This is a genomic window from Shimia sp. NS0008-38b (assembly GCF_040370365.1).
Lineage (GTDB): Bacteria > Pseudomonadota > Alphaproteobacteria > Rhodobacterales > Rhodobacteraceae > Shimia.
The window spans coordinates 708,745-729,900 of record NZ_BAABWQ010000001.1 but is presented as its reverse complement, the minus strand read 5'-3'; the positions used below and the strand labels follow the sequence as shown (position 1 = coordinate 729,900).

Annotated in this window: 23 protein-coding genes; 10 read left to right on the top strand and 13 right to left on the bottom strand. The window is 55.1% G+C overall.

What is annotated here, in order from left to right; translation table 11 throughout:
* Nucleotides 1-35: 35 nt before the first annotated feature.
* Nucleotides 36-329, bottom strand: a complete 294-nt coding sequence (locus tag ABWV47_RS03570; protein WP_353308470.1) for a DUF6476 family protein — start codon at nt 327-329, stop codon at nt 36-38.
* Here ABWV47_RS03570 and ABWV47_RS03565 point away from each other — a divergent pair.
* The 4 genes from ABWV47_RS03565 (at nt 328) to ABWV47_RS03550 (ending at nt 4,695) form a co-directional block, all read left to right on the top strand.
* Nucleotides 328-1,365, top strand: a complete 1,038-nt coding sequence (locus ABWV47_RS03565; protein WP_353308469.1) for an RluA family pseudouridine synthase — start codon at nt 328-330, stop codon at nt 1,363-1,365. The two genes, ABWV47_RS03570 and ABWV47_RS03565, sit on opposite strands and share 2 nt — an antisense overlap.
* Before the next feature lie 303 nt (nt 1,366-1,668).
* Nucleotides 1,669-2,565: an RNA polymerase sigma factor RpoH gene (gene rpoH, locus ABWV47_RS03560; RefSeq protein WP_353308468.1), complete on the top strand. Its 897-nt coding sequence runs from the start codon at nt 1,669-1,671 to the stop codon at nt 2,563-2,565.
* 131 nt (nt 2,566-2,696) lie between these two features.
* Nucleotides 2,697-3,626 carry a hypothetical protein gene (locus ABWV47_RS03555; protein ID WP_353308467.1) on the top strand — a complete coding sequence of 310 codons (930 nt, stop codon included), beginning with the start codon at nt 2,697-2,699 and terminating at the stop codon, nt 3,624-3,626.
* Nucleotides 3,627-3,723: 97 nt separating this feature from the next.
* Complete coding sequence (locus ABWV47_RS03550; RefSeq protein WP_353308466.1) at nt 3,724-4,695, top strand: Gfo/Idh/MocA family protein; 972 nt, start codon at nt 3,724-3,726, stop codon at nt 4,693-4,695.
* An 81-nt stretch (nt 4,696-4,776) separates the two neighbouring features.
* On the opposite strand, the gene ABWV47_RS03545 is transcribed toward ABWV47_RS03550, so the two are convergent.
* The 6 genes from ABWV47_RS03545 to ABWV47_RS03515 all read right to left on the bottom strand — a co-directional run bounded on the left by ABWV47_RS03545 (nt 4,777) and on the right by ABWV47_RS03515 (nt 10,603).
* Nucleotides 4,777-5,418 carry a DUF4167 domain-containing protein gene (locus tag ABWV47_RS03545; protein WP_353308465.1) on the bottom strand — a complete coding sequence of 214 codons (642 nt, stop codon included), beginning with the start codon at nt 5,416-5,418 and terminating at the stop codon, nt 4,777-4,779.
* Between the two features lie 221 nt (nt 5,419-5,639).
* Nucleotides 5,640-6,473, bottom strand: a complete 834-nt coding sequence (gene prmC, locus ABWV47_RS03540; protein WP_353308464.1) for a peptide chain release factor N(5)-glutamine methyltransferase — start codon at nt 6,471-6,473, stop codon at nt 5,640-5,642.
* On the bottom strand, nt 6,470-7,519 hold the full coding sequence (gene prfA / locus ABWV47_RS03535; RefSeq protein ID WP_353308463.1) for a peptide chain release factor 1: 1,050 nt from the start codon (nt 7,517-7,519) through the stop codon (nt 6,470-6,472). The genes prmC and prfA overlap by 4 nt, the downstream gene beginning before the upstream one ends.
* Before the next feature lie 293 nt (nt 7,520-7,812).
* Complete coding sequence (locus ABWV47_RS03525; RefSeq protein ID WP_353308462.1) at nt 7,813-8,232, bottom strand: DUF1499 domain-containing protein; 420 nt, start codon at nt 8,230-8,232, stop codon at nt 7,813-7,815.
* 153 nt (nt 8,233-8,385) lie between these two features.
* A complete protein-coding gene (gene speB, locus ABWV47_RS03520; RefSeq protein WP_353308461.1) occupies nt 8,386-9,345 on the bottom strand; it encodes an agmatinase in 960 nt (319 codons plus the stop codon).
* Between the two features lie 97 nt (nt 9,346-9,442).
* The gene (locus ABWV47_RS03515) at nt 9,443-10,603 is read right to left on the bottom strand and encodes a M20 aminoacylase family protein (protein ID WP_353308460.1); all 1,161 of its coding nucleotides are present in this window, start codon (nt 10,601-10,603) and stop codon (nt 9,443-9,445) included.
* A 63-nt stretch (nt 10,604-10,666) separates the two neighbouring features.
* On the opposite strand from ABWV47_RS03515, the gene mazG reads away from it, so the two are divergent.
* Together mazG and ABWV47_RS03505 are read left to right on the top strand one after the other, a co-directional pair.
* A complete protein-coding gene (mazG, locus tag ABWV47_RS03510) occupies nt 10,667-11,500 on the top strand; it encodes a nucleoside triphosphate pyrophosphohydrolase (protein WP_353308459.1) in 834 nt (277 codons plus the stop codon).
* A gap of 77 nt (nt 11,501-11,577) precedes the next feature.
* Nucleotides 11,578-12,591 carry a Fe(3+) ABC transporter substrate-binding protein gene (locus tag ABWV47_RS03505; RefSeq protein WP_353308458.1) on the top strand — a complete coding sequence of 338 codons (1,014 nt, stop codon included), beginning with the start codon at nt 11,578-11,580 and terminating at the stop codon, nt 12,589-12,591.
* A gap of 252 nt (nt 12,592-12,843) precedes the next feature.
* On the opposite strand, the gene ABWV47_RS03500 is transcribed toward ABWV47_RS03505, so the two are convergent.
* A complete protein-coding gene (locus ABWV47_RS03500) occupies nt 12,844-13,209 on the bottom strand; it encodes a DUF1330 domain-containing protein (RefSeq protein WP_353308457.1) in 366 nt (121 codons plus the stop codon).
* An 82-nt stretch (nt 13,210-13,291) separates the two neighbouring features.
* On the opposite strand from ABWV47_RS03500, the gene ABWV47_RS03495 reads away from it, so the two are divergent.
* A complete protein-coding gene (locus tag ABWV47_RS03495; RefSeq protein ID WP_353308456.1) occupies nt 13,292-14,137 on the top strand; it encodes a LysR family transcriptional regulator in 846 nt (281 codons plus the stop codon).
* 287 nt (nt 14,138-14,424) lie between these two features.
* On the opposite strand, the gene ABWV47_RS03490 is transcribed toward ABWV47_RS03495, so the two are convergent.
* Nucleotides 14,425-15,597: a dipeptidase gene (locus ABWV47_RS03490; RefSeq protein WP_353308455.1), complete on the bottom strand. Its 1,173-nt coding sequence runs from the start codon at nt 15,595-15,597 to the stop codon at nt 14,425-14,427.
* Between the two features lie 91 nt (nt 15,598-15,688).
* Nucleotides 15,689-16,132 (bottom strand): hypothetical protein, encoded by a 444-nt coding sequence (locus ABWV47_RS03485; protein WP_353308454.1) that lies wholly within the window; start codon nt 16,130-16,132, stop codon nt 15,689-15,691.
* A gap of 169 nt (nt 16,133-16,301) precedes the next feature.
* Here ABWV47_RS03485 and ABWV47_RS03480 point away from each other — a divergent pair, with 169 nt between their 5' ends.
* Nucleotides 16,302-16,787: a flavodoxin family protein gene (locus tag ABWV47_RS03480; protein WP_353308453.1), complete on the top strand. Its 486-nt coding sequence runs from the start codon at nt 16,302-16,304 to the stop codon at nt 16,785-16,787.
* A 12-nt stretch (nt 16,788-16,799) separates the two neighbouring features.
* Here the strand turns inward: ABWV47_RS03480 and ABWV47_RS03475 are convergent, their stop codons facing one another.
* Nucleotides 16,800-17,261 carry a hypothetical protein gene (locus ABWV47_RS03475; protein WP_353308452.1) on the bottom strand — a complete coding sequence of 154 codons (462 nt, stop codon included), beginning with the start codon at nt 17,259-17,261 and terminating at the stop codon, nt 16,800-16,802.
* 132 nt (nt 17,262-17,393) lie between these two features.
* Here ABWV47_RS03475 and ABWV47_RS03470 point away from each other — a divergent pair, with 132 nt between their 5' ends.
* Nucleotides 17,394-17,531, top strand: a complete 138-nt coding sequence (locus ABWV47_RS03470) for a hypothetical protein (RefSeq protein WP_353308451.1) — start codon at nt 17,394-17,396, stop codon at nt 17,529-17,531.
* Between the two features lie 155 nt (nt 17,532-17,686).
* Here ABWV47_RS03470 and ABWV47_RS03465 read toward each other — a convergent pair whose 3' ends face one another.
* Together ABWV47_RS03465 and ABWV47_RS03460 are read right to left on the bottom strand one after the other, a co-directional pair.
* Nucleotides 17,687-18,394: a hypothetical protein gene (locus ABWV47_RS03465; RefSeq protein ID WP_353308450.1), complete on the bottom strand. Its 708-nt coding sequence runs from the start codon at nt 18,392-18,394 to the stop codon at nt 17,687-17,689.
* Nucleotides 18,391-20,208, bottom strand: a complete 1,818-nt coding sequence (locus ABWV47_RS03460) for a M3 family oligoendopeptidase (protein ID WP_353308449.1) — start codon at nt 20,206-20,208, stop codon at nt 18,391-18,393. Before ABWV47_RS03460 ends, ABWV47_RS03465 begins: the two co-directional genes overlap by 4 nt.
* Nucleotides 20,209-20,315: 107 nt before the next feature.
* Here ABWV47_RS03460 and ABWV47_RS03455 point away from each other — a divergent pair, with 107 nt between their 5' ends.
* On the top strand, nt 20,316-21,059 hold the full coding sequence (locus ABWV47_RS03455; protein WP_353308448.1) for a metallophosphoesterase family protein: 744 nt from the start codon (nt 20,316-20,318) through the stop codon (nt 21,057-21,059).
* Nucleotides 21,060-21,156 lie beyond the last annotated feature (97 nt).

The window sequence follows — 21,156 nt, the reverse complement described above, 5'->3', positions numbered from 1 at the left end:
GGTGTCGCGGGCAAGCAAGGCCTCACTGTCTGTACTCAGTCGACCAGCACTTCTTGGCGCAGGCCACCAGTGATACGATCATAGACCAAAATGCGATTGTCCTCAGTGACCACGGCATACCAGCCGTCCCCCATGGTCACGGCTTGCGCTTTTGCGCCATCGGGCAAAGAAAGATTTTCCGGCAGGATCGGTCCATCGTCACGGAAGCGCATGACAATCAGTAAAACCACCGTTACAAGCCCGACAATCATCACCCCCGTTAGCCCCGTCACCAAGAGTCGCAGGAAGCGCAGGTTGGCAGGCTCTACCGGTTCCGGAGTATCGTTCATGGCACAGGCCCTTGTTGAATTTGTGATTGCGGACAATCCGCCCAAGCGTCTTGATAAGGCGCTTTCTCGGGATGTGCCAGTGGAAGCAAGCCTGAGCCGCACGCGGTTGGCCAGGTTGATTGCGGAGGGCAGCGTGGCACTGGACGGCGTTGTGGTCACCGACCCCAAACGGAAAGTTGCAGGTGGCGAGGCAGTTGTGATCATTGTGCCTGTCGCAGAAGAGAGCCACATCGGCCCGGAAGACATCCCGTTGGACGTGATTTGGGAAGATGACGATCTGATTGTGATCAATAAGCCCTCGGGCATGGTGGTGCATCCTGCGCCGGGGACACCAAATGGCACGCTGGTGAATGCTTTGTTGCATCATTGCGGCGATAGCCTGTCCGGTGTGGGGGGGATGAAGCGACCCGGTATTGTGCATCGGATCGACAAAGAAACCAGCGGCCTCTTGGTGGTGGCCAAAACTGACGCCGCGCATCAAGGGCTGGCGGCGCAGTTTGAAGCGCACACCGTGGAGCGTTACTACCGCGCGGTCTGTTACGGGGTGCCTGATGCCAATGACCCCCGCCTGCGTGGTGTGCGTGGGGTGAATTTTGAACCGGGCAACATTATGAAGATCACCACCCATCTGGCACGCCACAAAACCGACAGGCAACGCCAAGCGGTGCTGTTTGAAGGCGGGCGGCATGCGGTCACGCGGGTGCGAATTGTAGAGCCGTTTGGCACGCCTGCGGTGGCCTGTTTGGTAGAGTGCTGGTTGGAAACCGGGCGCACCCATCAGATTCGCGTGCATATGACCCATGCAGGGCATGGGTTGATTGGTGACCCCGTCTATGGCGGTCGTCGCAAACTGGGGGAAAAGGCCATTGGGCCCCGCGGCGTTCAGGCCGCGCGAGAGTTTGGGCGTCAGGCACTTCATGCGGCCGTTTTGGGGTTTGAGCATCCTGTGACAGGACAAGAGTTGCGCTTTGAAGCGCCTTTGCCAGAAGATATGTCGCAGCTGATCGCAGATTTGCAGGGCAAAGCCGATCTTTGATGCTGAGCTGTGCTCTTCTGCTTGGGCCGCGTGCAACGCCCTGTTGAGTTCGGCGTGATGAGTGCCGGTGCGTCGGTTGTGGCGCGGGGCAGGGAGTGCAGTGATTTTACGCTTAGGGTCATTGTCTAGCTGTCACAAAGCGCACATGCCCGTGAGACTCGGCGTTTCCTGTGGATAGTCGCGCAAAAAGACGTACCTTTAATGTCAGAAATTCGCGCGCAAAGGTTGAAACCTGCGTATCTTACCCTAGATGGATGTTAACGACATAAACATACGGTCGAAACAGAGAGGGAGGCATTCGCCATGAGCAATTACAAAAACCTGCCGGCACCAACGCCAGAGGGCGGTCTCAACCGCTACCTTCAGGAAATTCGCAAGTTTCCACTGTTGGAACCCGAAGAAGAATACATGCTGGCCAAACGCTGGGTCGAAGAGCAAGACGCAGACGCGGCGCATAAAATGGTCACAAGCCACCTGCGTCTCGCAGCAAAAATCGCCATGGGCTATCGCGGCTATGGACTGCCACAAGCTGAGGTGATTTCTGAGGCCAATGTGGGGCTTATGCAGGCTGTGAAGAAATTTGACCCTGAAAAAGGCTTCCGCCTGGCGACTTACGCGATGTGGTGGATTCGTGCTTCGATTCAGGAATATGTGTTGCGCAGTTGGTCCATGGTGAAATTGGGCACCACCTCCGCACAGAAAAAGCTGTTCTTTAACCTGCGCAAAGCCAAAGCGCGCATTGGTGCGCTTGAAGATGGGGATTTGCGACCCGAAAACGTCCAGCGGATCGCGACGGATCTTGGTGTGACCGAGAAGGAAGTGATCTCGATGAACCGGCGTCTGTCGGGTGGTGACGCGTCTCTGAATGCGCAGGTTGGCTCTGATGGTGAAGGCACTATGGAGTGGCAGGACTGGCTCGAAGATGAGACCGCCAATCAGGCCGCCGACTATGAAGCCAAAGATGAGCTTGACGCCCGTCGGGAGCTTTTGACGGAAGCCATGGATGTGCTCAATGATCGAGAAAAAGACATCCTGACCCAGCGCCGTTTGGCGGAGAAGGCGGTGACGTTGGAAGAGCTGAGCGGTCAGTATGATGTCAGCCGAGAGCGCATTCGCCAAATTGAGGTGCGCGCCTTTGAGAAACTGCAGAAACGCATGCGGGAATTGGCCGGTGCGCGCGGGATGCTGGCTGTAACCTGATTGGGTTTGGCTGAGAACATTGAGAAGGCCGGCGCGAACAGCGTCGGTCTTTTTTATGTTGTCCCTGTGTTTCTCGGGCCAGACAGACAGATACTCTGGACAGCTGTGTAAAGGGCTGCGAACAAGGTCATATGCACCGTTTTGTTCTTCATTTGCCACCGCATCAACTCGAGAAACCATCGGTTCGAAGCACCGGGTTCTATGGGAATTTGGCTAACGAGCTGCGCCAGCGCGGCGCAGAGGTTGTCTTTCGCGAGCGCGCCTATTTACGGGCACATCCTGATTTGGAATCGGATGCATTTCACTTTGTTCATCAGGGTTTGGTGCAGATGCCAAATGCTCTGAACACTGGTCCAAGCTACTTGCGTGATTTTTGGTATGCCGACCCCAAAGGTGTGTTTGGTATGAGCAGTCTTTTTGATTTGCAATTTGAGGTGGGCAATGTGCCACCGGAACGCGCTGCGTCTTTTGCGGATTGGTTGCGCAGACGTATTGTCAACAAGCGCCTTTCAAAACACCTTCAGCCCAATGCCGCCAATACATTTGCACCGGGCGCGATTGCGGTGTTTCTGCAAGGGGAGTCGTTGCCGACAAAACGCGTTGCGTTTACGGATGAGGCGCGGATGGTGGAGGCGTTGATTTCGGTGCGGGCGGGGCGCGAGGTGTTGATCAAACGCCATCCGCGCAATTCAGCTGACACGTGTTTTCCTGAAATTGCCGCCATGGCGGACGCAAACGACGGCGTTCGCATTGTGGACGCAAACATTCATGACATGTTGGTGCAGGCTGCCGTGTGTGCATCAATCAGTTCCAGCGTGGCGGTAGAAGCGATGTTGCACAATGTTCCATCTTTGACTTTCGGACGCGTGGACTTTCACCATTGTACCCAGACGGTTGAGCGGATCGATGATGTGCCTGAGGCGCTTGAGGTCGCTTTGACGCGTGCCTGGCCATATGAGGCATTTCTGTTTTGGTTTTTCCGTCAGCATTGTTTGGACATGCGCGCAAAAAAATGGTTTGCCACTTTGAACAGAAGACTTGGCGATTTTGCCTTTACGTGAGCAAATGTATGTAAGTCTGCACGCATGATGTATACCCGTTTGAGTTGTGCGTAGGTGGTGCCTTGTGTGGCGCAAAAATCGGATTTGGGAGAGAGAGATGAGTGAGACGGTGATACGTTGGGGAATTTTGGGAGCCGCCAATTTTGCGCGCAATCATATGGGGCCAGCCATCCATGCGGCGCGGGGTGCAAAGCTTGCGGCTGTGGCCAGCTCCAGTGCTGACAAGGTGGCGGGATTTGCAGAGTTTGCGCCCGGGGTGCGCCATCATACGAGTTATGACGATCTGCTTGCAGACCCAGAGATCGACGCAGTCTATATCCCCCTGCCAAATCATATTCACGTAGAGTGGGCGATCAAAGCATTGCAAGCTGGCAAACCGGTGTTGTGCGAAAAGCCTATTGGTATGGATGTGGCGCAAATTGATCGGTTGATTGCGGTGCGCGATGACTGCGGTGTTCTGGCGGCTGAGGCCTTCATGATCGTACATCACCCGCAATGGCAGCGGGCCAAAGAATTGTTGGAGGCGGGGACTATTGGCAACTTGTGCCACGTGAGTGCCGCCTTCAGCTATTTCAACAATGACGTTGATAACATTCGCAACCAAGCCGCAGTCGGTGGTGGTGGATTGCGTGACATCGGATGTTACGTGTTGGGCAGCGTGCGCTACGTCACCGGGCAGGAGCCGCAGGGGTTGGACTATGCACGTGTGGAGTTTGAAAACGGTGTGGATGTGTTTGCCGACATGGGGTTTCGGTTTGATGGATTTACCTATCAAGGCTACACCGCCATTCGCATGGCACCGCGACAAGAGGTGCAATTCCACGGTGACAAAGGTGTGATCAGCCTGACCGCGCCGTTTAACGCTGGGGTGTTTGACCAAGCTGAAGTTGTCGTTTCCACCCCGGATTTGACACGGCGTGTGGAGCGCTTTCCCGGTGTAAACCACTATGTCTTGCAGGTTGAAGCCTTCGGTCGGGCGCTGAAAGAGGGCTCAGAGTATGCGTGGCCTTTGGAGCAGGCGCGTGGCACGCAGGCCATGGTTGATCAGGTGCTTGCGCACTCCGCGTAAAGTGCCGCCGACCGAACATCAGACATGAAAAAACCCTTGGTGCGCTGCAACCAAGGGTTTTTTTTAAAGAGCCGGTGCGACTTACTCCGCAGCTTTGCTGTCTGGAGCTGGCGCTTCGTCGGCTTTGGTATCTGCCTTGCCGTCGTCAGAGGCCGCATCTTTTGCTGGCGTCTTTTTACGGTAGGTCCGTTTGCGCGGTGCTTTTTTAGGTGCTGGCGCAGGTTTTGGGGCCTCGGCCTCGGTTTCTGGCGTTTCCACCAGACCGCTATCGGCTGTGTCCACGATCAAATCAGGTTGCTCAGCTTCGGAAAGATCAAGCGGCATGACCTCCTCTACTGCTGGCTTTGCTGTCTCGCCGTCGTTTGCGCCATTGGCTTCGCGTTCCTGACGTTCGACGCGCTCGCGACGTTCACGATCCCGTTCTGCCTGGCGCTCGCGGTTCTGGCGTTCCTGCTCTTCACGGCGCGCGTCTTGTTCGCGTTGCGCCTCATTGAGCATGCGCTGATAGTGCTCAGCGTGTTGCTGAAAGTTCTCAGTTGCAACCCGGTCGTTGCCCAGCTGACTGTCGCGCGCCAACTGATTGTATTTGTCGATCACCTGTTGAGGGGTGCCGCGGACTTTGCCTTCCGGACCGGAGCTGTCAAACACACGGTTGACAATATTGCCCGAGGTTGGGCGATTGCGGTTTGACTTATTCCGCGAGCGTGACTTCGAAGATCTCATTTTATCTGCAATCCAGCCTTAATCAATTGCGGTCGCTCATCCCGTTTCACGCCTCTTGCGATCAGTATTCCGGGGGCGACAATTTGTGGCTTGATGTCCAATCGGGACCGCCGGTACACCAGCATCCACCAAAAGGACAAGAACTTGATATTGTGCCTTGAGCGTTCGCACAAGTGCTTTTATCGCGTCAATGCTTGCAAAAAGGAAAATTTACGTGGGTTTTAGCCCAATTGGCCAACGACCACCCGGTCGCGGCCATCAAGATCAGGTTTGACGGCGACGTTTTGCAGCCCGGCATCGTTGAAGAGTGCGGCCACATCCGGTCCTTGTTGCCAGCCAATTTCCACCATCAGCCAGCCATTTGGGTTGAGATGCTCTGGGGCACCGGCTGCGATCTTGCGATAGGCGGTGAGGCCATCCGCCTCGTCGGTCAGGGCGATGCGCGGTTCGTAGGAGAGTTCCGGGGCGAGTGAGGGCATTTCGACCAGCGCAATATACGGCGGATTGGAGACGATGAGGTCGAAGGTTCCTCCGACGGCGGAGAACCAGTTGGATTCTTCGAAATGAAGCCGGGCAAGAACATCGTGTTTCTCAGCGTTCTGTTGCGCCACCTCAAGCGCGCCGGGGGACAGGTCGGTCGCGAAACCCGTGGCGTTTGGCCGTTCTGCGAGCAGCGTGACGGCAATTGCGCCGGAGCCAGTGCCGAGGTCCAACACCTCTGAGAAGGGTTTGGAAAGCGCTTCAACAATCAGGGTTTCTGTCTCGGGGCGCGGGTCGAGCACGGCCGAAGTGACAGTAAAACGGCGACCATAGAATTCTCGATACCCAAGAATATGGCTCATGGGGATACGATCGGAACGGTCCAAAGCTAACTGATTGACCAAGAATGCTTGTTCCTCAGTCATCTCATCGTGCACATGCAGAGTCAGGCGGGCTTTTTCAATGCCCAGTACGTGTGCCATGAGCAGGCGCGCATCTGTGTTTGCGCTTTCCACCCCGTTGTCCCGAAGAGTCTTGGTGATTTGAATGAGCTCGTTTTGAACGCTTGCGCTCACCCGTTCATCTCCGCGAGCGCTGTCGCCTGCGCATCTGCTGTGAGCGCGTCGATGGTTTCATCAAGATCGCCGGCCATGATCTGATCGAGCTTATAAAGCGTCAGGTTGATGCGGTGATCGCTCATGCGGCCTTGGGGGAAGTTGTAGGTGCGGATGCGTTCAGAGCGATCCCCAGACCCAACTTGGCCCGCTCGGTCGGCGGCACGTTCATCGTCAATGCGCTGACGTTCCAGATCAAACAGGCGGGTTTTGAGAACCTGCATCGCAATCTCGCGGTTACGGTGCTGCGATTTTTCCGAGCTGGTCACAATGATGCCGGTGGGCAGGTGGGTGATCCGAACTGCGGAGTCTGTGGTGTTCACGTGCTGACCGCCAGACCCAGAGGCGCGCATGGTGTCAATGCGGATGTCGTTGGCGTCGATCTGAATATCAACGTCTTCAGCTTCCGGGAGCACAGCCACAGTGGCAGCAGACGTGTGAATGCGCCCGCCGCTCTCCGTGGTGGGCACGCGTTGTACGCGGTGCACGCCGGATTCGTATTTCATGCGGGCAAAGACGTTTTCGCCTTTGATATGGGCCACCACCTCTTTGATGCCACCCAATTCGGTGGCGTTCTCTTCCAGAATTTCGAGCTTCCAGCCACGGGTCTCCGCATAGCGTTGATACATACGCAGCAAATCACCTGCAAAAAGCGCAGCCTCATCCCCGCCGGTGCCCGGACGGATTTCCAGAATGGCTGGGCGTGCATCAGCCGCGTCTTTGGGCAATAGAGACAGTTGCAGCGCGTGTTCTGCGGCGGGCAAGGCGGCGCGCAATTCGGGCAGTTCCTCTTCCGCCAGATCTTTCATATCTGGGTCTGCGAGCATCTCTTCTGCGTCTGCAATATCGGTCAGCAGCTTTTGATATGCGGTGACCTGTTCGACCACTGGTTTAAGCTCAGCATATTCTTTGGCCAGGGTGGCGATGTCGCCACTGCCCTCGGCCATCTGCGCCTCAAGAAATTCAAAACGCTGGGTGATTTGATGTAGTCGCTCTATCGGAACCATGTCGCTAAGTGGGACAAACCGCAGGCTTGGTCAAGGCCTGCATTTTGGTGTATCATTCAAGAATGACACGTCTCTTGGCTTTGATAACACTGATGGGGTCCCCCGCGATGGCGGATGGGTATATCAACGGCGTGCCGGTCGACTGCTATTGCACTGATAAGCAAGGCCAGCGCATTGAAGTGGGGGAGACCATTTGTTTGCAAGTGGATGGGCGCATGTTCATGGCACAGTGTCAGATGTCGCTGAATGTGCCGATGTGGCGTGAGGTATCGCCGGGATGTCTAAGCTCGGGTCTAACCGCGCCCTTGCAAAGTGTCGATCCATCCATCCACACGCTCGGCGTTGACGTTGAAATCTTTGCGACCAAATCGTGAGCGGCCGTAGACTTTGAGCATATCACCGTCCTGAAATGCAGTGGTATAGTCCGGATAGCCGACCAAGGCTGAACGGGTCACAAAGGTGATCATGCCTTCCTCAACCGATCCCGCGAGTACTGACGTTCGTGGTGTCTTGGTGGCGATGTCTGCGAATTTGGAAAGACCGTCTTTGCCAGTTATCACCATTCGGCGCACGCTGTTTTCAGACACGCTGTCGTGGTTGATCTGCACATCGCGATGCCATTTTTCAGGGTTACTTGGCGCCAGCCGTACGTAAGACGCGCCAAGGATAATCAAAACAATCAGTATGCCAATGTAGGCCATTGCGTTCCTCATAGTCTCGAGCACCTCCTGCTCGTGGTACTACAGTGTAGCATACGTCGAGAAACGGCAGACAGATCAGTCTCAATTGCTGCTAAGAAATGCATTTAAGATGTAGCTGAAATACATCTTAAATCACCCCAGACAGTGTCGCGGAGCTTTCGGGTGTCAGCGTCGCGGCCAACCCCATAGACAGATCAGCTCAAGGGCCACATGTGCGCCCGCGACAGCGGTTGCCCCGGTGGTATCAAAGGGGGGTGACACTTCCACCACATCGCCGCCAACCAGGTTGATTCCGGCTATGTCGCGTAGGATGATGCTGGCCTGCGCACTGGACAATCCTCCCCAGACCGGTGTGCCGGTCCCTGGGGCAAAAGCGGGGTCCAACCCGTCGATGTCAAACGTCAGGTAGGTCGGGTGATCCCCCAAGATACCACGGATTTTTTCCGCCACGGCCACCGGTCCGCTCAGATGCACTTCGCGTGCATCAATGATGTTAAACCCCATTGTGTCGGGATTTTCGGTGCGAATGCCAACTTGAACGGAACGTGCGGGGTCCACCAGCCCATCTTTTACGGCTTTGTAAAGCATTGTGCCGTGGTCGATCCGGTTGGGTTCATCATCCGCCCAAGTGTCCGTATGGGCATCAAATTGTAACAGGCTGAGCGGGCCGTATTTCTCTGCGTAGGCCTTTAGGATTGGGTAGGTGATGTAGTGATCGCCGCCCAAGGTGATGCTGGCAGCGCCATCCTGCAAGATGCCGCGGATGTGGGCGGTGAGCGCGTCGGGAAACTCCATGACCCGGGCGTAGTCAAACGCCAGATCGCCATAATCCACGATGTTGAGCGTGGTCATCGGGTCATAGTCCCAGCCGTAAGGGGGATCAAAAGCCTGAATGGCGCTGGCTTCGCGGATCGCACGGGGACCAAGGCGGGTGCCGGGGCGGTTGGTGACCGCCAGATCAAATGGCACGCCGGTGACTGCGATATCAACGCCGGTTAAGTCTTTGCTGTAGCGACGTCGCAGAAAGGAAGTGGCTCCACCAAAGGTGTTCTCAAAGCTCAGCCCGTGTGGCGCTTTGCGTGTAAACGCATTGTCGACCTGTGTTTTGGCATCTTCGAGCGCCATCGTGTGTCCTTTCAAGAAATTTGATCAAATTTCGCATCTTGGACAAAAAGGTCAAGCCCCTCCTTTGCGGGAGGGGCAAAACACAGCGTGTTCTGAGTTAGCGTGGCTGCGCTGTTTCCACCAAGCGTGCAAAGAAAGATGCACCGATTGGGGAGATGTCGTCGTTAAAGTCAAAAGCCGGATGGTGTAGGCCAGCCCCATCGCCTGCGCCGAGGAAAAGATAAGCGCCCGGGCGGGCCTCCAGCATATACGAAAAGTCTTCCGCGCCCATTTCCATTCCTTGTGACGCATCGACGTTGGCATCGCCAGATATGTCGCGGGCGACATCTGCGGCAAAGGCGGTTTGCTCTGCGTGGTTGATGGTGGCGGGGTAGCCGATTTCTAGGTCCAGTTCGGCGCTAAGGCCATAAGCGGCAGCCGTGCCTTTGGTGATCGCGTCAAGACGTTGGTGGATCATGGTCTGAACATCTTTGTCAAAGGTGCGGATGGTGCCATTGATGAACCCGGTGTCTGGAATCACGTTGCTCACGGTGCCTGCGTGAATTTGTGTCACCGACACCACGGCTTCGCCACGTGTGTCGTGGTTTCTGCTGACGATGGTTTGGATGGCGTTGACCATGGCCACCGCAGCAACGACCGGGTCAACCGTGTCTTGTGGGTAGGCGCCATGGCCGCCGGTCCCCTGAAGGCGGATGGTGAAGGTGTCGACCGCTGCCATGATCGGGCCGGGCGTGGTGTGAAATGTGCCCAGCGGCAGACCGGGAACATTGTGCAACGCATAGACATCTTTGACGTCAAAGGTGTCCATCACCCCTTCTTGAACCATGATGTCACCTCCGCCACCTTCTTCCTCGGCAGGTTGAAACATCAATGCGACGCGGCCAGAAAAGTTGCGGGTTTCTGCCAAATACTTGGCTGCCCCTAGCAGCATGGTTGTGTGACCATCATGTCCGCAAGCGTGCATTTTCCCCTCTTTCGTGCTGGCATAGTCCGCGCCGGTCACCTCCTCCATGGGCAGGGCGTCCATATCGGCGCGCAGGCCGATGGTGGGGCCATTGCCATTGCCGTTGATGATCGCGACGACACCTGTTTTTGCGATCCCTTCGTGGATTTCATCCACACCAAATTCTCTCAGGCGCGCTGCCACAAAAGCAGCGGTTTCAAAGCAGTCGAACTCCAACTCTGGATGCGCATGCAGATGCCGCCGCCAAGTTTTCATCTCGTCTGCGTAATCTGCGATGCGATTTACAATCGGCATGACTGGACTCCTCGTACTCAATTCGCTCACATGCCGTCAAAGCAAAGACTGGAGCGCTGTGCAATGGCCGAAGACCCTCTGATCCTCAATCCGAATGGCGGCATGCCGCGTTTGCTCGAAATTATGCGCCGCTTGCGTGATCCGGATACTGGATGCCCATGGGACATTGAACAGAACTTTTCGACGATCGCCCCTTATACCATCGAGGAGGCTTATGAGGTGGCGGATGCGATTGAGCGGGAAGCCTGGGATGAGCTCAAGGGCGAACTCGGTGATTTGTTGTTTCAGTCGGTGTTCCATGCGCAGATGGCGAGCGAGCGTGGGTTGTTTACCTTTGATGAGATCGCAGACACCATGTCCGACAAAATGGTGGCACGTCATCCGCATGTTTTTGGAGAAGAAAGCCGCGAGAAGTCTGCAGAACAACAGACACGCGATTGGGAGACCGTCAAAGCAGCGGAGAGGGCTGGCAAAGCGCAATCTGGTGCGTTGGACGGGGTTGCTTTGGGCTTGCCCGCTTTGTTGCGTGCCGTAAAGCTACAGAAACGCGCCGCCAGAGTTGGGTTTGATTGGCCCGATATTTCACAAGTTGTGGACAAGCTGATTGAAGAGGCCGGCGAATTGGCAGAAGCCCGCGACACGCTAACGCAGGTGGAAGTCGAGGAAGAATTTGGCGACATGCTGTTTGTTGTGGCCAATTTGGCACGGCATCTGAACATCGAACCAGAGGCCGCATTGCGGGCCACAAATGCCAAATTTGTCAGGCGGTTCGAAGGTGTTGAGGCCAAGTTGGCGGCCAAAGGAAAACGGCCCGAGGATAGTGATTTGGCGGAAATGGACGCACTTTGGGACGAAGTGAAGTTGGACGAAAAAGCGGTGAAGTCTAATCCTGAATGATTTGTTCAGGTATTGACCTGATAAAAAAACTCGGATTTAAGCGGCGGCAACGAAACCATGACACCGCGAGTGATGACATGACCAAAACATTTTCCACCTCAATCTTATTTGCCGCTGCAACCGCTGTGGCTGCCCCAGCCTTTGCTGAGGAAGTGAATGTGTATTCCTACCGTCAGCCTGAACTGATCAAGCCGCTGACCGATGCTTTCACGGCCGAAACCGGCGTGAAAGTGAACGTGGCTTATTTGCAGAAAGGCATGATTGAACGTCTGGAAGCAGAGGGCGATCGCTCCCCGGCTGATATGATCCTTACCGTCGACATTTCTCGCTTGGCGGGTGTTGTGGATGCGGGTTTGACACAGCCGGTCGTTAGCGACGCAATCAACTCAAACGTGCCAGCGCAGTATCGGGATCCAGAAAACCACTGGTTTGGCCTGACAACTCGTGCACGGATCGTTTACGCCTCCAAAGACCGTGTGGCTGATGGTGAAGTCACAACTTACGAAGATCTGGCAGACCCAAAATGGGAAGGCCGCATTTGCACCCGTTCCGGCACCAACGCATATAATGTGGCACTGACCTCTGCTGTGATTGAGCATCACGGCGAAGCAGGCGCCAAGACTTGGCTCGAAGGCGTTAAATCCAACCTTGCACGCAAGCCACAGGGCAACGACCGCGCTCAGGTTAAAGCGATTTGGGCTGGCGAATGCGACATCTCTGTCGGCAACACCTACTACATGGGTAAAATGCTTTCCGACGATGAGCAGAAAGAATGGGCGGAAAGCGTGCGCATCGTTTTCCCAACATTTGAAAACGGCGGCACCCACGTCAACGTCTCTGGTGTTGCACTGACCAAAGCGGCGCCAAACAAAGAAAATGCCATCAAGATGATGGAATTCCTGACGTCCCCTAAAGCGCAGGAAATTTACGCCAAGGCCAACTTTGAGTATCCTGTTGCACCGGGCACTGAAGCGGATGCATTGGTCACGGGTTGGGGCGAGTTCACCGCAGACGACGTGAACCTGATGACATTGGCCGGCCAACGCTCACAAGCGCTGAAAATCACCGAAGAAGTTGATTTCGACGGCTGATCCAACCCTTGATTGAGATCGGAAGGGCGGCCAAATGGCCGCCCTTTTTTGTGCGTTTGCCGCGCTGGTCTGATTTGAGGCCACCGTGATCGAAGCTGCGTTTCAATCAAATGGCCACATCACTGTTCTGGGTAAGATCTCAAAAAACCCAAGAAGACTGTGTCACCTGCGTTTGTAGCCGCCCTTGAGATTTACCGCACAACACAGCAAGAACTCGACGTTCGCGGGGTCTTCGCAGCAATCATGACGGTCTTAGTTCGGCATAACAAAGGCATCTGCTGCGATGATATTGTTAAGGCTTGTGGTCTCAAAACGGAGCGGGCGCGCCGCTTGATATTCTGCAGAATTGTACCAGCCCTCAAGGGCTTCCCGGCTTTCGAATTCGAGCACCACAGTGTGGTTTCCGACCCACTCTCCTTCCAATGTGGTGGCGCCGGGGCCACCGACCAGAATCTTGGCGTTGTGTTCCACCAGAGTTGGCAATGTCTTTGCGCCATATTCCTCAAAAAATTGATCCCAGTCATCGACCTGAATTTGGGCGATAAAGTAGGCGGGGTCTGCTGCTGCGATTGTAGGAAGAGTTAGGGCGAGCGCAGCACTGAGAAGAAGAGATTTCATTGGGTTTTCCTTTGCCATTGAGTTCATGGGCTGCTGTCTATACTGTGTAATTCCGCCACATAATGAGAACTAATGCACGCAGATGGGCAAAAATGCACACCAAGACATCCCATGGAGTGAGCTGCCGATTTTCCTTGCCTTGGCCCGTGAGAAAACACTTAGCGCTGCGGCGCGCAGGTTGGCTATTGATCGGACGACCGTTGCGCGGCGCATTCAAGCGCTTGAGGCCACGATGGGGCGTGCTTTGTTTGACCGCACCGATGGAAATTTCCAGCTAACCTTGTTAGGGCGTAAGGCGTTTTCCGCCGTCGAACGCGCCAATCAGGAGCTGTCGTTCTTTGGTCAGGCATTGGGCGGTGAACGACATCCTTTGGGCAAAGTCCGTTTGTCGATACCGCCACACCTTGCATTTAGTCTGGCAGAACCGTTGACACGCTTTCAATCTGAAAACCCTCAGATCTTGCTTGAATTGAAAGCCACGGATCAGCTTGCCTCCCTCATGCGTCATGACACAGATGTGGCATTGCGGTTGTCACTCGAGCCACCAAAAGGCATGACCAGATACAAGCTGGGAGTGGTGCCTCTTCGACTGTTTGAACGCGCCGGGGGGCAAAGTGACCTGACTCGATACATTTCTTACCCAGGCGCGGACAGTATCGACAAAACCATCAAGAGCATTCTTCCAAATGCGGAAATTACCCTTTCAATTGATGGCTATGTCCCCATGCGAGAAGCCATTGCCCAAGGTGCCGGAGTCGGCATGCTTCCCAGCGATTTCGGCGAAGAAGACCCCAGACTAACCCCTGTTTCGGACAGGCTCTATGACAATGACATGTTTCTCTGGCTGATCTGCCTTCCAGAACAGCGCCGCCTTACCCGAATACAGACCCTCATGAGCTTTCTTCGGGCAGAATATGCGGCTGAGTAATGCGAGCACTTGCAGTGCAACACCGACATGTCTTGGTCAGATGGTTCCGCGTGGCAATGCAAGTTTTACGCTTTTCCCCGTATCTAACCAACCGTTCGATCTCACGTAGCAAAAGACCCGCATTGTTGGGTTGTGCCCTCAGCGTCCTGAGCGCTTAGGGGCGGGAGCCGCTTTTCCCGCATGCAACCCAAGCGTCAGGCCTATCCGCGTTTTGTCGGCAAACAATCCAAAAGCGAAAACACGCCCGACGGTGATTTTGGGGCGGCTTTGTGTGTAGGCCAGTGGCCTCACCCCAAGCGGGCGCGCAACACACGCAGCATGTTTTCTCCCATGACTTTGCGAATTTGCGGCTCTGTCAGACCAATATCCATCAGCGCCTGTGTGAGTGCGGCCAGTTCGGATGTGTCAAACGCTGTCGCCACAGAGCCGTCAAAATCAGACCCCAGCGACACATGGTCTTCGCCCAACAAATCGATGGCTGCTTTGACCGTTTTGGCAACGCCCGCAGGGCTGTCATCACAGGTGACATCTGCCCAATAGCCAATACCAACAACGCCGCCGGAGGCCACGATGTCTTTCATTAGGTCATCTTCGTAGTTGCGTTTCACCGGGCAGTTTCCATAGATCCCGGTGTGGCTAACGATCAAGGGAATGTCCGTCAATTCAATGACTTCTCGGGCTACGCGGGGGCTGGAGTGCGCCAGATCTAGCACCAGATTGCGCTCCGCCACAGCCCGCACCACATCGCGGCCAAAGTCGGTGAGGCCTTTGTTGCCAATGCCGTGCAACGAGCCGCCCAGCTCGTTGTCAAAGAAATGCTGCAGCCCAATGACGCGATAGCCGATATCTTGCAGCTTTTGCAGGTTGTCGAGGTCACCTTCCAGAGGGTGCGCACCTTCTATGCCCAACATGCCAGCAACCACGGTTTTTCCGGCTGCACGGTCCGCCAGAACGGCGTTGAGGTCAGCTGTGTTGCGTACGACCCGCAATTCGCCCCCGGAATTCGCTTCGGCCTTATGCAAGCGTTCCGCTTGATAGATGGCACGTTCAAAGATCGACTCCCAAGTCCGCGCGGGCCAAAGCTGCCCAACCGCAAGCAAGGTGATATTGTCGCGCGCATCCGCGGAGTTTGATGTGTAATTCTGCCCAGCAGGCGACTTGGTGACGGCGGTAAACACCTGAACGGCCACGTTGCCTTCGATCAGGCGCGGCACGTCCACTTGGCCGCGATCGGCGCGATCTAGTGGATTGCGCTTCCACAAAAGCGTGTCAGCGTGCCAATCTCCGACGATCAAATCAGAATGTAGGGCTTTTGCACTATCACTGACCGGATAGGGGGCGTGTTCTGCCACCGCATTGCGGGATTGTTCTACATGTGCTGGTGCGAACACAAGAAAGGCAGTCACGCCCGCAACCATCAGCAGCAAGAGCCGCCCTAACCATTTTCCAAAGGTGCGCATAGTTTTTCCCCAACGTCGATATGCTTCAGAGGCATACACTAGGATGGAGAGATCGATTGTCAAAGCGTGACGCTAGGACAGGAGTTGGCCTCTACGGCATCCGCACGCAGTTGATCGCTCCCTTGCCGGGCGACAAAATCATATATGCATCCGATGTAAACAGCACTTTCGCCGATGTTGCATTGTCTTCCAGAAGGCTGTCTTGCAGTCGTTTGGCATGGTCGCTTTTTTTTGCGTCCGCGCCGTCAATGGTGAAGGCGTTTATGGCGGCGCTGATCGGCGTGTCGCTCAGTTTTCCATCCTCAAAAACATAGCTGGATTTGTAGCGGGCTTGCGCAAAAACCTTCTGATCGTGCCCAAGGAAGTCTATGTTTACCAGTGCCTTGAGCTGTCCATTGTCATCAAAGGTAACGTTTGAGACCGCCTCCGCATCTGCGGTATTTCGTTCACAAGTCCATGTGCCTACAAGTGACTGGGCGAACCCGGTTGAGGCGGTGAGCGCGATCAAGGCGCAAGCGGTGGATACAACATTCATGGGTGAAACTCCTGTGGCGGACCATGAGGACTTAGGGAAAAAGGGGCACATTTGATTGCGAGCTTAAGGCAAGCAAGCAGAGGCTTCAATCATCCTGTGTGATTGTTTGGGGGCAGCAGACCGGTCTACTGTAAGACATACATAGGTGCCGCATTAGGGAAGTTATTGGATGTCGGAATTGTTGATCGTCTATCATTCGCGGACTGGAGGCAGCCGTCAGATGGCGCAGGCGGCCTTTGATGCCGCCAGACAAGAAGGTTCTGCACGATTGATGCCCGCAGTCGAGGTGGGGCCAGAGGACCTTCTGAGGGCGCAGGGGTATTTGTTTGTGGCGCCCGAAAACTTGGCCTCCCTGTCTGGACAAATGAAAGAGTTTTTTGACCGCTGCTATTATCCGGCCTTGGGGAAAATAGAAGGGCGTCCCTATGCACAGATGATCTGTGCGGGGTCAGACGGTCAGGGGGCAGCGCGGCAATTGGCGCGCATCGCGACGGGTTGGCGGCTCAAAGAGGTGCAAGCGCCGATAATCGTCTGTACAAAGGCGCAAACGGCAGATGCCATCTTGGCAGAGAAGGTGATTGGGAAAGACGATTTGGCGCGCTGTGGTGAGATTGGCGGGGCGCTTGCTGCAGGGCTGGCGATGGGGGTGTTTTAACGTCGTTTTATGCTAGGAACCGAGGTAACCTTGGGGCCTCTTGCATGTGATATCCCTGCCATCTGCTCGAATGACCAATTGAGAAGATGTAAGAACTTTGATTTCCGCAAGTGTTCCGTTGTCTTCAAGCAGTGCTGCTTTCAGTTGTCTTGCAACTTCGCTGTTTTTGATATCCATACCATTGCCGGTGAGCGAGGTGATTTTCGCACTCATTGGAATATCTGTCAGGTGGCCTTCTGCCGTATATCCAAACTTGCCTTTGTAACGCGCCGTTCCCAAGATCTCAGCGTCAGGAAACGCGATTTTATACTGAATTTTGGCATGCATCCTTCCGTTTGGCTTGAATGTAACTTGTGAATGTACTTCGCCTTCCGGCGGCTGTTCCAAACAATTCCAATCCCCAATCAGGGTTTGTGCGTGAAGCGGCGACGCGAGGCCGATCATGAGGGGGATAATGTGAATAATGCGCAACATGAGTAAGTCCGGTATTTTAGATTTCCTGTAGTGTGAGGCAAAGAGCTCCTTCGCGCAATGCGTGTTTTTCGCGTTGCGTTGACACGTTAATGGGCGAGTGGCGTATTTGGGGTGTTTCGGAATGAAAAGACAATGTTGATTGTTTGCACATCTGTGCAATCGGAAGAGGTGATTGTGGGGCTGAACGTGATTGGCGCCGCAGAATTGGGCTGCTGTGCAGGCTTGGGGCCGGGACGGCGTGGGGGATCAGAAAGCTGTAAAATCTTTTGACAAGGAGACAAAAATTGGATGATCCGGCAAATAGATGCCATCCTCAACTGCCTTGAGTTTTGGCCACTTGGTCTCATTCAGGTAGTAGCCCGAGGTATCACCAAAATACTTCGCCCGAAAAAATGGACGCGGTGCCCCAAAAAAACCGCCTCTGGTTAGGTCTTACGTAGATAGGTCGTGAAGGGGAGCGCGATGCCTTCAGCAAACACCATTGGATCCACTCGATAGCTTGGGAGACGCAGATGCGGATTCCATGCACCACTGATGTTGGCTTTGTGTTCAAAACTTCCAGCGAAGGCGGGTTGCAAAGCAAGGCCACCTTCCGGCAGCGGATGAAGCTCTGCTTCTTCCTCGCCGATCTCGTATTGAAGAAAGTCAAAATCGACTTCCAGTGGGTCCCAATCACCAAGAGTTTTCAGAATAGGATCCGAGGGCTTGTCGAGTTGATCCTCGGTCAGTTGCTGCCGAAGATCGACGCTGCCAACCAGTTCCGCAAACAGTGAGAGGGCAATGGGAAACGGGCCACTGCCGGTCACTTCAAGGTCGTCAAATCGCTCCAGAGTGTTGGTGCGGGCCAGTTTTGCAGCTGCGACAGCCGGCCTGCGCGGTGGGTGCGGGGACTTCGCCTCCGCCTCGCAGGCAAATTGATAGCCAATGTCGCGCAAGCGCGATACCAGCCTGTCCACGTTTCGCGCCACTCTTTCAAAGGTCAGTGTGATGACTTCGCGGGTTTCCTCCTCACTGGGATGAGTGCCAAGTCCGAGCTCAAACTGTTCTTTGATTGGAAGAAGAGCAAAGTCCAGCTCGCGCCAAACTTGCTCATGCTCTCCTTCCTTATAGCGCCGAACAGAAGACTTCTTCATTCCATCGCTTCAAGCTCGTCGATCATTGACGAGATCATGCTGAGCCCCTTGTCCCAGAATTTTGGATCAGAGGCATCCAGACCAAAGGGTGCGAGGAGTTCGGAGTGGTGTTTGGAGCCACCCGCTTTGAGCATCTCAAAGTACTTGTCTTCAAAGCCTTCATCCCCTTCCGCGTAGACCGCATAGAGTGCGTTTACGAGGCCGTCGCCAAAGGCATAGGCGTAGACGTAGAACGGTGAATGTACGAAGTGCGGGATATAGGCCCAGAAGGTCTCATAGCCGTCCATGTACTCAAAGGCGTCGCCAAGGCTTTCGGCCTGCACCGACATCCACAGCGCGTTGATGTCTTCTGGTGTGAGTTCACTTTCGCGACGCGCGGCGTGCAGTTTGCACTCAAAGTCGTAAAACGCGATTTGACGCACCACGGTGTTGATCATGTCCTCAACTTTGCCGGCCAGCAAGATTTTGCGCTGCTCCTGGGTTTCGGCTTTGTCCAGCATCGTGCGGAAGGTCAGCATTTCGCCAAACACAGAGGCGGTTTCGGCCAAGGTCAGCGGGGTAGACGACAGCATCTCGCCTTGCTCCGCGGCCAGCACTTGGTGCACGCCGTGGCCCAGTTCATGCGCCAATGTCATCACGTCGCGGGGCTTGCCGAGGTAGTTCAGCATCACATAGGGGTGCACGTTGGTCACGGTGGGGTGGGCAAAGGCGCCCGGCGCTTTGCCGGGTTTCACACCGGCGTCAATCCAGCCCTTGGTGAAGAACGGCGCTGCAATCTCGCCCATGCGGGGATCAAAAGCGTTATAAGCCTCCATCACAGTCTGTTGTGCGGTGTGCCAATCGACGGTGGTGGGGTCTTCCATCGGCAAAGGCGCATTGCGATCCCAGACCTGCATCGTCTCCAGGCCGAGCCATTTGCGCTTTAGCTCGTAGTAGCGGTGGCTGAGTTTTGGATAAGCAGCCACAACCGCATCACGCAGGGCTTGCACAACCTCAGGCTCCACGTCGTTCGACAGGTGACGGCCGGTTTGTGCGGTTGGCATATTGCGCCAGCGATCCACGACCTCTTTCTCTTTGGCGGCAGTGTTGTGCACACGCGAGAAGATTTTGATATTGTCGCTGAACACACGGGCCAGTTCCTGCGCGGCGGCCTCGCGTTTTGAGCGGTCTGGGTCAGTCAGGAAATTGAGTGTGCCTTCGATGTTGAGCGTCTCGCCGTTCACATCAAACATCAGGCCCGCAATGGTTTCGTCAAACAGGCGCTCCCAAGCGTCGCCGACCACGCCGAGGTCGTGCAGGAATTTTTCCAACTCGTCAGACAATTGGTGTGGCTTCATTGCGCGAATGCGGCGGAAGACAGGTTCGTAGCGGGCGAGCTCTTCGTTTTGTGCAAAGGCTGCGGCCAATGTGTCATCTTCGATGCGGTTCAGTTCGAGCGTGAAAAACACCAGCGGCGTGGAGAAATTGGTGAGCTTTTCCTGCATGTTGGCCATGAACTGTGCGCGTTCAGCATCGGTGGTGAGCTGGTAGTAGCGCAGTCCTGCGTAGGACATAATGCGGCCAGAAGTTTGCGAGATTTTCTCATTGCGTTGCACACAGGTCAGCAGATCGTCAGCAGAAAGACCAGCAAGCTTGCCCTCGTAGTCGGTTGCGAAAGCAGCACATTCGGTTTCCAGCCAAGCCAGATCAGCCTGCAATTCTGGTGCGTCGTCACTGGTGTAGAGGTCTGACAGGTCCCACTCGGGCAGGTCGCCGAAGTCTTGAGAGCCAGAAGACGCGTTGGCGTCGCGCACGGGAAACGGAAGGTTCAGCATGTGAGCACCTTTTTGAAATCATCAGTTGCGTGTCAGATAGGCAGAGTGGCGCAGTAGGTTCAAGGTATTGCCTTGCTTTCCGGCCCCTGCGATGGGAAAAATTGTGTATGAAATTTGCGGTTTTGGCTGACATTCATGGCAACTCGGACGCTTTAGAAGCGGTTCTTCACGACATGGAGGCGCTTGAGATTGAGACAGCTTTGAATCTTGGCGACTTCTTCAGTGGTCCCTTGAACGCTGCAAAAACCGCCGATCTGCTTATGGCGCGCGATTTTGTTTCAATTAGAGGCAATCATGACCGCTATCTCATCGAACAAAAAAGGGCGGATATGGGACTGTCTGATCAGGTCGCATTTGATGAGCTCTCTCCCAGACATTTGGAATGGATAGAAAGTTTGCCACCGACGCGAACCGTCTTTGATGATGTTTTCATGTGCCATGGAACACCGACGAGCGATTCAACGTACTGGCTTGAACACGTGCAACAAGATGGAACCGTTCGCGCCGCCACACTGGACGAGGTTAAGGCGCAGGCGGTTGGAGTTGCCGAGGGCCTTATTCTCTGTGCACACACTCATATTCCGCGCTGTGTTTGCTTGCCAGATGGTCGCACGATTGTGAATCCGGGGAGTGTGGGGTGCCCGGCCTATGATGATGAGAAGCCAGTCTATCACTATATGCAAACCGGATCACCGAACGCCTCTTATGCGGTGGTCGAAAAGTTGCATGGAGAATGGACCACAACCTTCCGGTCAGTGCCTTATGCGGCAGAGCGCGCCTGCGCATGTGCTGCCAGAAACCACCGAGAAGATTGGGCCAGAGCGTTGGCGACAGGATGGTTCGAAAAATAGCGGGCTGGCTTGCGTCTATGGACCGCGTTTACATCCATTCTGATGGCCTAAGCCCCGTATATTTGCATTGCAGAAATGGTTTCTTGGGCGCCTGCTG